The following is a 13,583-nucleotide window of genomic DNA, read 5'->3' as shown; positions in this document are numbered from 1 at the left end:
CCCTCTCGTCCCGCCGTACCGGTCAGGCGGGGTGCGACAGGGCGGCCAGTTCGCCGGAGCCGCCGAGTGTGTCCTCGCCGTGCACGTTCACCCCCCAGCCCGGGCTGTGGACCGTGTCGAGGTAGCGCTCGCCGAGGTCCGGGGCGATCGCCACCGCAGTGGTGTTGCGCCGCCCGTGGCGGGCCAGCCAGTCCGTCGCGCCGCTGACCACCGTGCCGGTGGAGCCGCCGAACAGGAAGCCCCGGGCGGCCAGCCGGCGGCAGGCACGCAGGGTGTCCGGCTCCGGGACGTGCACCACGTCGTCCACGTAGGACTCGTCGAGCAGCGGCGGACGGACGGCCATGCCCAGACCGGGGATCATCCGGGGAGCGGGCGGCCCCCCGAAGGTCACCGACCCGACGGTGTCCACGGCCACGATCCGCACCCGGCGCCGCTGCTGCCAGAACCAGCGCGCGCAGCCCATCAGGGTGCCGGTGGTGCCGGCCCCGACGAACAGCACGTCCAGGTGCGGGAAACGGCGGGCGATGGCCGGTGCCGTGGTGCGGTAGTGGGCGCGCCAGTTGCCCTCGTTGGCGTACTGGTTGAGCCACACGTACCGGTCGTCCGAGGCGCACACCGCGCTCACGTACGCGATCCGCGCGCCCAGGAAGCCGCCGTGCAGATCGGGCTCGTCGATCACGTGGACGACGCTCCCCAGCGCCTCCATCATCCGCCGGGTCGCCGGATTGCAGCGCGAGTCGGTCACGCACAGGAACCCGTAACCACGGCTCGCCGCGATCATGCTCAGCGCCACGCCGAGGTTCCCGGACGACGACTCGACCATGACGGATCCCGGTCGCAGGGTGCCCTCGCGTTCGGCGGCGTTGACCATCTCGGTCGCGGCCTTCAGTTTGATCGACCCGGCGAAGTTGAACCCCTCGCACTTCAGGAAGAGCGGCAGCCCCAGTGCCGCCCTCAGGTCGACGTAGAGCTCGTCCTCGTTGAACTGTGTGGGCTCGGATATGACGGGCATGATGTCCCCCCTCTTTCATGCGGCACCGCGCCCGCTTCTCGCGTGGCGCGGTGCCCGCCGGTCAGCCGTACCGGCGCAGTTCGTGGAAGAAGCCGTCGACGACGTGCGGCTCGCCCCTTCGGGCCACCTCGTCGTGGACGAACTTGCCGACCGCGAGGTCGAGGACCCCGAGGCCGAAGGGCGAGAACACCACCGTCCGGTCCGCCGGTACGGTCACCCGCCCACAGAGCACGTCGTCCAGCGTGCCGTCGAGGAAGTCGCGGCCGCCGGTGAGCTGTTCGACCAGATGCGGTGACGTGTCCGCCTTGAGGCAGTGCTCGACGTCGTCCACGAAGTTGGCCGAGTCGAGCAGGATCTCCGGCGCCAGGTCGCGCAGCGACACATGCAGCACGAGCGGGGCGTGGGAGAACCACGCCGGGTCGTGGATGTGCGGCTTCGCCGCGACGGTGGCGAAGACCAGCAGGTCACTGGAGCGGACCAGCGACTCGGCACTGTCGTGCACGGTGATCCGGCCCTTGGCGCCCGACCGCTCCAGATAGCCGCTGAAGCCGGCCGCGCTGTCCGCGGACAGGTCGAACACCCCGGTCTCCTCGAACGACCAGCCGGTGGCGGCCAGATGGGTGTGGATGTAGCGGGCGATCAGCCCCGTCCCGACGAACCCGACCCGCGTGGGCCGGACGCGGTCGCGGCTGAGCCGGTCGGCCGCGAGGGCCGCCGAGGCCGCCGTCCGGGTGGCGCTGATGATCGAGCTCTCCAGGCACGCGAACGGATAGCCCGTGGCGTGGTCGTTGAGGATCAGCACGGCCGAGGCACGCGGCAGACCGCTCGCCGTGTTCCCGGGGAAGCTGGAGACCCACTTCAGGCCGTCCACCCCCACCGACCCGCCGATCGAGGCGGGCAGCGCGATGATCCGGGACGACGGACGGTCCGGGAAGCGCAGGAAGTACGACGGCGGGTTCACCGAGTCGCCCTCGCCGTGCAGCCGGTACACGGCCTCCACGAGGTCGACGATCTCGGACTCCCGCCCGTGCAGGGCCTCGTGGACCTGGGTGCCGGAGATGACGGAGAACGGGGGAGCCGTCAGCGTCCCCGGTTCCGTGGTGGTCATGCCGTTCCGGTCCGTGGTGGTCGTACCGTTCTCGTCCGTGGTGGTCATGCGGCCCTCACTTCGATGGTCGGTGCGCAGTCGGTCAGCCGGACCGGGTCGCCCAGGGCGGCGAGCACCTCACGGGGCCCCTCGAAGGGCTCCCTGCTGTGCGCGGTGCGGATGTTGTCGACGAGCAGCAGGTCACCGGAGTGCCACGGCTCGCGTGCGGTGTGGGCCCCGTACACCTCGTTGATGATCAGTACGACGTCCTCGTCGATCGGGTCGCCGTTGCCGTAGCGGGTGTTGAAGGGGAGCCCGTCGGAGCCGTAGACGTCCACCAGGTACTCGCGCACCTCCGGGTCCATCGTCCACTCGTTGAGGAACGCGATCTGGTTGAACCAGCAGCGCCGCCCCGTGACCGGGTGGCGGACCACGGCGCTGCGGCGCTGCCGGGTGCGCAGGGAGCCGTCGCTCTGCCAGGCGAACTCGATGGCCTGCGTACGGCAGTAGTGCTCGACGGCCGCGCGGTCCTCGGTGCCGAAGGCCTCGGCGAGGCTCGCCCCGATCTCGTCGTTGTACGTCCGGGTGAGCAGCCAGCCCTCCCGCTCGAACCGTGCGGTGAGGGAGGCGGGCAGCGCGTCGAGCACGGCGGGCGCGTCGGCGACCGCGGTGGCGCCGCCCTGGTCGGGTGCGTCGTGGCAGGCGTACAGCATCAGGCCGGGGAACTCCAGCGCGTAGCTCAGCTCGTGGTGCATGCACATCTGCTGGTTCGGCGGCCACTTGGAGGAGGAGTACACGCCGTCCTGGTAGGTCCGCCGGGGCGCGAAGGACTCCCGGTCGGGCATCAGGGCGGTGGCCAGCCGGCGGAAGACGGCCGCGGTCGTGTCCGGGTCGCGCAGCCCCAGGCCGCGGACCAGCAGGCTGCCGTGCTCGGCGACGACGGCCCGCAGCGCGTCGCGGTGTTCGGCTGCCCAGCCCGCCGTGTCGCCCGCGGCGTCGGCGCGCAGGATCGGAGGGCTGCCGGGGCGCAGGTCGACGTCCGGCAGCAACGTCGGAGATGAAGACGACATCAGGTGCTTCCTTTCGGCCTTGCGGTGTTCGGTCGTGCGGGTGTGCGGTGTTCCGGTCATGGGTGTCGTGGGTGCCTTCGGTTCCGTCTCTTCCGTGTGGTCGGCCGTGGTCAGGAGGTGGCGGCGGAGTCCAGGAGCCCCGCCAGGTCCGCGAGGACCGGATGACGTGTGACGTCCTTGAGGGTGATCGCCCGGTCCAGGGCGATCGCGAGCTTCACCGCCGCGAGCGAGGTGCCGCCGCGGTCGAAGAAGTGGTCCCGGCGGCCGATCCGGTCGCCGGGGATGCCGAGCACCTGGGCCCAGGCCGCCGCCACCCGGCGTTCGCTCGCGGTGCCGGGCGCGTGCGAGCCCTCTGCCGCAGGCGAGCCGTTCCCGGCGGAGTCGAGCTCCCCGGCGAGCCTCGTCAGCGTCTTCCGGTCGGTCTTGCCGTTGGCGGTCAGCGGCAGGCTCTCCCGCCAGTGGACGGCCGAGGGGACCATGTACGCGGGCAGCGACACGGCCAGCCGCTCCCGCACGGCCGCGGAGCCGAACCGGGCGAACCCGGCACAGAACGCCACCAGCCGTGTGCCGCCCACGACCACCACGGCGCCGTCCCGGACCCCGGGCACCCGCAGCAGCGCGTTCTCGATCTCGCCGATCTCGATACGGAAGCCGCGGATCTTGACCTGGCTGTCCCGGCGGCCCAGGAACTCCAGCTTGCCGTCGGGCAGCCAGCGGCCGTGGTCACCGCTGCGGTAGAGCCGCTCACCCGGGCGGTACGGGTCGGTGGTGAACGCCGCCCTGGTCCGCTCGGGGTCGTTGACGTAGCCGCGGCCGACACAGACGCCGGAGAAGACGATCTCGCCGGGTGCACCGAGGGGTACGGGCGACAGGTCCTCGTCGACGACGTACACCCGGACGTTGGCGACCGGCCGCCCGAGCGGGACCCGGTCCTGGTCCGGCACCCGGGACATGACCTCGTGGTTGGTGTCGTCCGAGGTCTCGGTCAGCCCGTACGCGTTGACCAGCCGGATGCCGGGCTCGGCCGCGAACCAGCGCTCGACGAGCTCCTTCTTCACCGCCTCCCCGGTGACCGACACACAGTGCAGGTCCGGCAGTTCGCGCGGGCGCTGCTCCAACTCCGCGAGCACGGCCTCCAGATACGACGGGACCACCTGGAGGACGTTGACCCGGCCGCCGGTGATGGTGTCCACGAACCGCGGGACGTCCAGGATCACCTCCTGCGCGACCAGCAGGGTCCGGCCGCCGACCAGGAGTGCGGAGACCAGCTGCCACAGCGAGATGTCGAAGCACTGGGGTGCGGTCTGGGCGACCACCTGGCCCTCGCCGACGCCCAGGTCGTCGAGCTTGGCGTGGACGTGGTTGAGGAAACCGGCGTGCTCGCACATCGCGCCCTTGGGCTCGCCGGTGGAGCCGGACGTGAAGTAGATGTAGGCGAGTTGGTCCGCGGAGACGGGGATGCCGAGGTCGCTGTCGGGATGGTTCTCCGCGTAGGCCGTGTCGACGTGCAGGATGCGGGCGCCGGTGTCGGCCCCGTCCAGGGTGGTGGTGCTGCCGTCCTCCGTCAGGACGAGTCCGCATCCGGAGCGTGCCAGGGTGGCCGCGATGCGTTCGGCGGGGAAGTGCGGCTCGATCGGCAGATACACGCCGCCCGCCTTGAGGACGGCGAGGACGGCGGCCATCCAGTCCAGGTCGCGCTCCATGACCACGGCGACGACGTCCTCGCGGCGCAGCCCGCGGGCCAGCAGGGCCCGACCGAGCTGGTTCGCCCGGGAGTTGAGCTGCTGGTACGTCCACTCCTGGTCGCCCCGCACGGCCGCGACGGCGTCGGGGTGGGCCAACACCCTTGCCTCGAACAGCTCGTGGACCCGGCAGTCCGGCAGCTCGCGGTGCGGACCCGCCAACCCGTCGAGTTGGAAGCGGAGTTCGTCGTCCGACAGCAGACTCTGCCGGCCGGGCTCGCTGCCCGGGTCGGTGTCGAGTTGGGTGAGCGCGGTGAGGTGGTAGCCCGCGATCCGGGCGGCGGCGTCCGCGTCGAGGACGTCGGTGCGGTAGCGCAGGCGCAGGGTGTGCTCCTCGAACGCCACGTGCAGCACGGTGTCCTCGGGGCCCCGGCCCCCGTGCGGATCGAGCACGGTCTCGAAGGCCGACGGTTCGTCTTCCGCCCCCTGCGCGGCCAGGTCCGTCACGGCCTCGCCTATGTGTTCCAGCAGGTCGTGCCAGGAGCCGGTGCCGACGGTCAGCGGGCACGGCCTCGGCCGCTCGCCCTTCGCCGCCACGTACCCGACCGTCACCTCGCGCTCGCCGGACAGTGCGGCGAGGACCCGTGCGTGTGCGGCCAGGAGGGCGCGGGGTTCCCGCAACAGGCCCTCGGGCAACGGCACTTCGTACTCCGCGGTGCCCGGCACCGGGTCGAGCGTCCACTTCGGGATCGTTTCCATGGTCTTGCTTCCCCCTGTTGTCCTTCTTGTTCTGTGCCGCGGAGCCTGTCCGTGCCGCGGAACTTGGCCGTGCCGCGGCGCCGTCAGGAGCGCCGCTGAGCGACCGCCGGGTTCCCGCCCCAGTGGGCCCCCGCCGGTACTTCCTCGCCCTTCATCAGGAAGGAGTCGGCTGCGAGTACGGCGCCGTCTCCCATCGACGCCCCGTAGTGGACGAGCGCGCCGACGCCGAGCGTCACGCCGTCGCCGATCTCGATGTGGTCGGACTTGAAGGTGCCGTCCTCCTGCGAGTGCGACTGCACCTTGCTGTGCGCGCCGAGCGTGCTGTCGCTCCCGATGGCGGTGAGCGTCCGCTCGGTGATGTAGGCCCCGTCGTCGAAGACCCGGCGGCCGATACGGACCCCGAGCAGCTTCCAGAGCAGGTTCTTGAACGGAGTGCCGTTGTAGATGCCGATGTGTGTGTCGGGGATCTTCCAGAGCCGCTCGTGGCGCCAGAAGAGCGGGTCGTAGATGGAGTGCAGCCGGGGCTCCAGTGGACGGAACCGGCAGATCAGCCGCTCCACCAGCACGTAGTAGCCGGTGGTGAACGCGAGGCCGACGATCAGGGACGCGCCGATCAGCGGACCGCCCGCGGTGCCGAGTTCCCCGTACAGGTCGAAGGCGGCGAAGCCGAGGACCGTGAGCGCGAACCAGTCGAACCACCGGATGAACAGGAACAGGCCCATGGTGCGCAGGTTGTGCCGGTTCTTCGCGGCCAGGCGGCGGTGCAGCTCGTCGCCCTCACGGAGGTGGTCGAAGCGGGTGTCGCGCTCGACGGTCCGCGGGATCTCGAAGGGCGGCGAGCCCAGCAGGCCGACCCCCTCACGGATCTCGCCGTCGAGCGGGACCATCACCTTCGTCGCGAGCAGGCAGTTCTCGCCCGTGCGGCCCCCGGCGGGGTAGGCGATGTGGTTGCCGAGGAAGTTGTGCGCCCCGATCGACGTCCGCGAGACGCGGAACGAGGTGCCGGAGAACTCGGCGTTCATGATCGACAGTCCGTCGGCGACCATCGTGCCGCTGCCGACGGTGGCCAGGTACGGCGTCTCGTGCCCCACCTCCGTACCGAAGTTGGAGCCGGTCTGCTCGACGTGCGAGAGGTCGTATCCGAGCGCTCGCAGGTAGTGGACGATGTACGAGCTGTCCCCGCACAGCCACTTGAAGAACTTGACGTTGGTCAGGCGCGCGACGGCCCGCTGCACCGAGTAGTGGAAGCCGTAGAGCGGATAGACCCGGTCCGGTTCGAGGACCAGGTTCAGCAGCCGCGGCAGTACGGACACGGTGGCGAAGCCGATCAGGATGAAGCCCACGAACAGCGCGAGCGACAGACCGAGCGCCTCGGCGTAGAACCGCGCCGACGTGATGTGCTGCGACTCCCGGTCGAGCAGCACCTCCAGCGAGGGCGCCACCGTGAGCAGCATGTACGTGCCCCCGACGAGGAACGGCACGTAGAGGAACAGCGTCTGCAGCACGGTGGCCAGGCCGTAGCCCACCCGCCGCGCGGTGCCGCAGTCGGCGGGCGCGACCCGTACGTGGTCGACGTCCGTGCGCTGGGCGGGGGAGCCGTGCCAGCGCTGCCCGTCCGGCACCGACGCGCCGCCGTACAGCGCGGACGAGTGGCCGAGCTGGGAGCCGTCGCCCATGGAGGTGCCGATGTCGAGGACGGTCTTCTCGCCGACGAAGACGTCCCGGCCCAGGGTGACCGGGCCGGTGCGTATCCGGCCGGCGTGCGCCTGGTAGCAGAGGAAGTACGAGTCCTTGCGGATCACCGTGCCCGCGCCGACGGTGAACAGGTCCGTGCAGACCGGGACCGAGGGGGAGAGGATCGTGACGCCCTTGCCGATCTTCGCCCCGAGCGCCCGCAGATAGAGCACGTAGAGCGGGTTGCCGGCGAACAGGACCATCGGGTTGGCATGCAGCAGCGCCTTGACGGTCCAGAACCGCAGATAGGCGAGGCTCCAGACGGGGAACTCGGTCTCCTTCCAGCGGCCGACCAGCACCCACTTGGCCACCACCGGCAGCGCGCACACCCCGACGAAGACGGCACCGCCGAAGAGGGCCGACCGCAGGTAGACGTCCACCACGCCCTCGCCGGCCGAGACCCAGTCGTACCCCTGAGCGGTGACGAACCCGGAGAGCAGGCAGTACGCCGCGAAGACCAGGAACTGGAGTGCTCCGCACAGGACATAGCGTGCGGTGCTGCCCGGTGGCGGGGGTGCGGCCGGTTCGGGCGCGGGCGCCGGCGGCTCGTCCGGGACCTCGGCGAGCGCCGCCGCGAGCCCCCGGATCGTCGGGTGGCCGTAGACGTCCCGCATCGACACGGCCGGCAGGTCGGGGTGCTTCCTGACCCGGGCGCAGAAGTGGGCCATCACCAGGGAGTTGGCACCGAGGTCGTCGAAGAAGTGGCTGTCGACGGGCACCTGCTCGACGCGTACGACGCCGGCGAGCACCTCCGCGAGGACGTGTTCGGTGCCGTTCGCCGGGGCGTGGGTGGTCAGGGAGCCGGCCGGAGCGGCGGTCGTGACCTCACCTGGATTTACCACCACTTGATCTCCTTGCTGATGATTACTGCTACTTGTGGACTGTTCGGAGTGATTGGTACTCCGGATGGGAATACGAAGGAATCACGCCCGCAGTTTCATCGGGAAGCCGAATTGGCTATGCCTGAGGCGTGGGTGAACCAGGGTGATTCCGATGTGATTCCGGTGTGCCGGAAGAAAGAGTTGTTCCGGAAGAAAGGCTCGGGCCGGAAGGAAGAATTGTGCTCAATGTAAATGGGATGGCAGACGGGAGGAGATTGTTCGCCGAGTTCGCCGAGTGTCTGGAGTGGCCGCGTGAAAAGGTGCAGAGCAGCACGGCATGATCCGCGTGGTTCCCACGCGGATCACGGGTAACGCGGCTGTGTCGGGCCCTGGTCCAGGCCTTTCTGAGTCCCCCGTGTCGTGGTGCACTGAGCCGTCCCCACGTGCCCAGCGGAATGCAATCCGAATTGTTTCTGTGTGCTCATGAACGGGTCAAGGGCGTTTCGGCCTATGGCGCTTTCTCGCCGTTCGAACCTTCGTCGATTGCACCTCTGAACCGTCCCCTCCGTACGTGCGACCGGGGAACTCACCTTATGGGTGGCGTATATGCTGTCGCGTGTTCCGCTTCTGGAGGGTGAGTAATTCGGCCAACGCGGTCATGACAGAAAGCCGGTTCGATTTTCCTTTACGATTTCTGTCGGGTTGCTGCCGCTTTTCTTTCGTATGACGGAACCGGGAGGGGCGGAAGCGCACCGCCGGGCACGTCGGACCCGGTCGTGGTACCGCGGGATGAGTGCGACCTCGCCCGGCGGATACCTTTAGGGCGTGCAGCCAGCAAGTGAACCCCCTCAGAGCGCGTCCGGCCGTCTCCATCGGGCCCGTGCCCTCTATCGGAACGTCTCCAAGCGCAGGACCGCCTGGCTGCTGATCAAGGACACCGTCAACTCGTGCATCGAGTACCGGATCCTCGGACTCGCGGCGGAGGCGGCGTTCTTCACGCTGCTGTCCGTGCCGCCGCTGCTGCTCAGCATGCTCGGCCTGCTGGTCTACGTGGACGACTGGACCGGCGCCGACACCATCGCCAGCGTCGAGGCCAACCTCCTGGAGGCGTCCCGCACGATCCTCACCGACAAGGGCGTCACACAGATCGCCGAGCCCGTCCTCCACGACGTCATGGAGGGCGGCCGCCCCGACGTCATCTCCCTCGGCTTCCTGTTCGCCCTGTGGTCCGGCTCGCGGGCGGTGAACGTCTTCATCGACACCATCACCGTGATGTACGGCCTCGACGGCGTGCGCGGCATCGTCAAGACCCGGCTCGTGGCCTTCGCGCTGTTCCTCGCGGCGCTGCTCATCGGCTCGATCGTGCTGCCGCTGGTCGTCGCGGGCCCGGACGCCGTGGTGGACGTCGTCCCCTGGTCGGAGAACGTCGTACAGGGTCTGTACTGGCCCGTCGTCATCGTGCTGTCCATCGCCTTCCTGACGACGCTGTACCACGTGTCCGTACCGGTGCGTTCGCCCTGGGTCGAGGACGTGCCCGGCGCCCTGGTGGCCCTCGCCATGTGGGTGCTGGGCAGCTTCCTGCTGCGCATCTACCTGACCAACACGGTCGAGGGCCCCAGCATCTACGGCTCCCTGGCCGCGCCCGTCGCCGTGCTGCTGTGGATCGGTGTCTCCGCCTTCGCGGTCCTCGTCGGCGCCGCCGTCAACGCGGCCATCGACCGTGTCTGGCCGGCCGCGGCCACCGCCGCCGCGCGTGCCGTCAACGAACGGCTCCGCGCCGCGCAGGCCGCCGACATCGTCGCCCGCGCGGCCGCGGCGAGGGCCCACCTCGACGACGACCCGGATGACCCGGACATGCCCTCCGAGTTCCCGGAGCGCTGGTCCCGCTTCCTGCCCCCGGAGGACGTGACCTCCCGGCTGCGGACCCATGCGAAGACCACCCCCAAGAACGGCGACGAGACGGCTCCGCCGCAGTGACCACGAGGAGACGGCTCCGCCGCAGTGACCACGACGAGACGCCCCCGCCGCAGTGACCGCGACGGGGGCGCCAGGGCGCGCTCCGAGAACTTTCGGGGGTACGCCGGCGGCCGTCAGACCTTCCACACGCCGGTCGCCGCGAGCTCCCGCGCGAAGCCCGTGAAATCGCGCGGCGCACGCCCCAGAACCTGCCGGACGGTCTCCGTGGTCTGGGCGTTGCCACCGTCGAGCAGCCCGTCGAAGACCTCCTCCATGAACGCGACCTCCTCGGGCGGCAGCCCGAACCCGGCCAGGATCGCCCCGTACTCCTTCGTCGACACCGGCAGATAGCGGATGTCCCGGCCCGCCGCCGCGGAGACCTCCGCCATGGCCTCCCGGAAGCTGAGCAGCCGCGCCCCCGTGATCTCCAGGGTCCGACCCGCGTACGAGGAGTCCGTCAGCGCCTTCACGACGACGTCCGCGAGATCCCGGGTGTCGATGAACGGCACCTTCACCTCACCGGCGGGGAACACGAACTCACCACTCCGCACGCCCTCCAGCAGCAGGCCCTCGCTGAAGTTCTGGAAGAACCAGTCGGCCTGCACGACCGTCCACTCGGCACCCGACTCCCGCAGCGCCCGCTCGGCCGGCTCCGCCTGCCGCTCGCCGCGCGCCGACAGCATCACCAGACGGCGTACGCCGAGCTCCTGGGCCAGCCGCGCGAGGGCCGCGATGTTCTCCGCGGCACCCGGGGCGCCGATGTCCGGCGTGTACGCCAGATACGCCGCGTCCGCGCCACGCAGCGCCTCCGCCCATGTCGAGGAGTCGTACCAGTCGAAGCGCACCTCGCTGCTGCGCGAAGCGGCCCGTACCTCGAACCCGGCGGCCTTCGCGGACTCCGCCACCTGACGCCCCGTCTTGCCCGAGGCCCCCGTCACCAACACCGTCTCGTTCCGCGTGTTTTCCGTCATGAGCCCAGTCAACGGCGTCGCGCAGAAAGGGAACATCGCTGAAGCTCTCGTTCCCATAAGGGCGCGTCTACCCTGAGGTCATGGACGCACTCGCAGGCCTTCTGGAAGGTCCACGCGCGCGTGGCGCCTTCATGATCCGAGCGTGTTTCGAGCCGCCCTGGTCCCTGCGCATCGAGGACCGTGCCCCGCTCACCGTGATGCTCATGGTGCGCGGGCATGCCTGGATCATGCCCGAGGAGGGGGAGCGGGTGCGGTTGCGGGCCGGCGACCTCGCCATCGCACGCGGGCCCGACCCCTACACCTGCGCCGACGACCCGTCGACCGCGCCGCAGGCGGTGATCCTGCCGAACCAGGTGTGCACCTACCCGGACGGCCGTTCGCTGAAGGGCCGGATGGACCTGGGTGTTCGCACCTGGGGCGCGCGGATCGACGGCTCGATGGTGATGCTGATCGGGACGTATCCGATGCACGGCGAGGTCAGCGGACGGCTGCTGGACGCGCTGCCGGCCCTCCTCACCCTCCCCTCCGACGTGTGGGAGTGCCCGCTCACCCCGCTGATCATGGAAGAGATCGTGCGGGACGAGCCCGGCCAGGAGGTCGTCCTCGACCGGTTGCTCGACCTGCTGGTCATCGCCGCGCTGCGGGCCTGGTTCTCCCGCCCCGAGGCCGAGGCGCCCGCCTGGTACCAGGCACTGGCCGACCCCGTCGTGGGCCGGGTCCTGCGGCTGCTCCAGGACGACCCGGCGCACCCCTGGACGGTCGCCTCCCTCGCCGCGAAGGCAGGCGTCTCACGGGCCGCGCTCGCCCGCCGCTTCAGCGAACTCGTGGGCGAGCCCCCGATGACGTACCTGACCGGCTGGCGCCTCGCCCTCGCCGCCGACCGGCTGCGCGGCACCGAGGACACCCTGGAGGCGATCGCCCGCCACGTCGGTTACGGCAGCGCGTTCGCCCTGTCCAGCGCCTTCAAGCGGGTCTACGGGGTCAGCCCGCAGGAACACCGGACGAGGGCGGCGTAGCGTTTTGCCTGTGGCGGAGCCGTACGTGGACGAGTCGTACGTGCACGAGTCGTACGTGGACAAGGCGGAACTGGCCGTGTCGCCGGACCCGTACCGGGAGTGGGCGTCACGGCTCCCGGGCGCGGTCGTCTGGACCCGTACCGCCGTGCCGGGCGACTCGGCGCCGGTGCTGCCCGACGGGTGCATGGACCTGTTGTGGACCGAGGGGCGGCTCTTCGTCGCCGGGCCCGACACCCGCGCGTACGTGAGCCATGCGCCCGGTGGGACCCGGTTCGCGGGCGTCCGGTTCTTCCCCGGGACGGCGCCCGCGTATCTCGGCGTCCCGGCGCACGAACTGCGCGACCGGCGGGTCGACCTCGCCGATCTTTGGAGCGCGGGGGCCGTCCGGCGGCTGACCGAGCGGGTGGACGCGGCGGCCGACCCCGCCGCCGCGCTGGAGGCCATGGCCGTGGCGCGGGCGGGCGATGTGGATCCGCCCGAACCGTGGGTGCGGGGCGCTGTCGCGGGGCTGTCCGCGGGACATTCCGTCGCCTCGGTCGCGGACGCGGTGGGGTTCAGCGAACGGCAGTTGCACCGGCGTGCGCGGGGCGTCTTCGGCTATGGACCGAAGACGCTGGCCAGGATTCTGCGCCTGCAGCGGGCGCTGGGGCTGGCGCGGGACGGGGTGCCTCTGGCGGACACCGCCGCGCGGGCCGGCTTCGCCGATCAGGCCCACCTGGCGCGTGACGTACGGGAGTTGGCGGGGGCGCCGTTGGGGGAGTTGCTGCGGCGTTGAGGGTGTGGCCGGTTCCGTGAGTGGGCGCGTGCGGGTGGGTGGGGGCTGGTCGCGCAGTTCCCCGCGCCCCTGAAGGGGCGTTGGTCGCCGCGTGCCTGGAAGGGGCGTTGGTCGCCGCGTTTCTGAAAGGGGCGTCGGTCGGCGTGTTCCTCGCTCGGCCGGCCGATCCGTTCCTCACGAGATCAGCCCGGCCATTCGTTACGAGATCAGGGCGCCCTCCCGTCCACCCGCTACGTCGTGGCGCTCAGTGGTGCGAACAGGTCCACGCCGTTGCCGTCCGGGTCGCGTACGACTGCGTAGCGCATGCCCCAGTCGGCGTTCCAGGGCTTGAGTTCGGACGGGTGGCCGGCTGCCAGCAGTTCCTCGTAGGTGGCGTCGACGTCCGCGGGGGTGTCGCAGGCGAAGGCCAGGCCGACCCTTCCCGCACCCGTCGGCGGCTGCCAGCCCGGGTGGAAGGAGCGGATCGTGTCCTCCGTGTCGAGGGCGAAGCGCAGTCCGCCGGGCAGGTCCGCCTCGACGTGCGGCTGCTTCTCGGAGCCCTCGGGGAATTGGAGTCCCAGGCGGCGGTAGAAGGTCAGGGAGGCGGCCATGTCGGAGACGACGAGGCCGATGAGGTCGAATCGTGGAGTCATGGGGCCACCGTAGGGAGGCGGATGGACGCTGGTCTTGAACGAATCGGACAGGGCCTCCCGTCCCGTGG

General features: G+C 70.6%; 10 protein-coding genes. 3 read left to right on the top strand and 7 right to left on the bottom strand.

The annotated features are described in order from the left end of the window. Positions 1-22 precede the first annotated feature (22 nt). The 5 genes from sbnA to ACIBEI_RS35320 form a co-directional block, all read right to left on the bottom strand. Complete coding sequence (gene sbnA, locus ACIBEI_RS35340; protein ID WP_398894460.1) at positions 23-1,012, bottom strand: 2,3-diaminopropionate biosynthesis protein SbnA; 990 nt, start codon at positions 1,010-1,012, stop codon at positions 23-25. 61 nt (positions 1,013-1,073) lie between these two features. Further along, positions 1,074-2,120: a 2,3-diaminopropionate biosynthesis protein SbnB gene (sbnB, locus tag ACIBEI_RS35335; RefSeq protein WP_398894485.1), complete on the bottom strand. Its 1,047-nt coding sequence runs from the start codon at positions 2,118-2,120 to the stop codon at positions 1,074-1,076. Positions 2,121-2,164: 44 nt separating this feature from the next. After that, the gene (locus ACIBEI_RS35330) at positions 2,165-3,169 is read right to left on the bottom strand and encodes a TauD/TfdA family dioxygenase (protein WP_398894459.1); all 1,005 of its coding nucleotides are present in this window, start codon (positions 3,167-3,169) and stop codon (positions 2,165-2,167) included. Between the two features lie 110 nt (positions 3,170-3,279). Then, positions 3,280-5,610: an amino acid adenylation domain-containing protein gene (locus ACIBEI_RS35325; RefSeq protein ID WP_398894458.1), complete on the bottom strand. Its 2,331-nt coding sequence runs from the start codon at positions 5,608-5,610 to the stop codon at positions 3,280-3,282. Positions 5,611-5,693: 83 nt separating this feature from the next. Further along, positions 5,694-8,189, bottom strand: coding sequence for a Pls/PosA family non-ribosomal peptide synthetase (locus ACIBEI_RS35320; protein WP_398894457.1), 2,496 nt, complete (start codon positions 8,187-8,189; stop codon positions 5,694-5,696). 801 nt (positions 8,190-8,990) lie between these two features. Between ACIBEI_RS35320 and ACIBEI_RS35315 the strand changes: the two genes are divergently transcribed. Then, positions 8,991-10,142 carry a YihY/virulence factor BrkB family protein gene (locus tag ACIBEI_RS35315; RefSeq protein WP_398894456.1) on the top strand — a complete coding sequence of 384 codons (1,152 nt, stop codon included), beginning with the start codon at positions 8,991-8,993 and terminating at the stop codon, positions 10,140-10,142. 113 nt (positions 10,143-10,255) lie between these two features. Here the strand turns inward: ACIBEI_RS35315 and ACIBEI_RS35310 are convergent, their stop codons facing one another. Continuing rightward, positions 10,256-11,092, bottom strand: coding sequence for an NAD(P)H-binding protein (locus ACIBEI_RS35310; RefSeq protein WP_398894455.1), 837 nt, complete (start codon positions 11,090-11,092; stop codon positions 10,256-10,258). An 80-nt stretch (positions 11,093-11,172) separates the two neighbouring features. Between ACIBEI_RS35310 and ACIBEI_RS35305 the strand changes: the two genes are divergently transcribed. Continuing rightward, positions 11,173-12,108: an AraC family transcriptional regulator gene (locus ACIBEI_RS35305; RefSeq protein WP_189840686.1), complete on the top strand. Its 936-nt coding sequence runs from the start codon at positions 11,173-11,175 to the stop codon at positions 12,106-12,108. A gap of 55 nt (positions 12,109-12,163) precedes the next feature. Then, a complete protein-coding gene (locus ACIBEI_RS35300) occupies positions 12,164-12,883 on the top strand; it encodes a helix-turn-helix domain-containing protein (protein WP_398894484.1) in 720 nt (239 codons plus the stop codon). Positions 12,884-13,113: 230 nt separating this feature from the next. On the opposite strand, the gene ACIBEI_RS35295 is transcribed toward ACIBEI_RS35300, so the two are convergent. Continuing rightward, positions 13,114-13,515, bottom strand: coding sequence for a VOC family protein (locus ACIBEI_RS35295; RefSeq protein WP_398894454.1), 402 nt, complete (start codon positions 13,513-13,515; stop codon positions 13,114-13,116). Positions 13,516-13,583: the final 68 nt, after the last annotated feature.

The sequence above is a fragment of the Streptomyces sp. NPDC050988 genome, from assembly GCF_044456225.1.
Classification (GTDB): domain Bacteria; phylum Actinomycetota; class Actinomycetes; order Streptomycetales; family Streptomycetaceae; genus Streptomyces.
The sequence above is the reverse complement of the archived record's forward strand: the minus strand, read 5'-3'. Positions and strand labels throughout refer to the sequence as shown.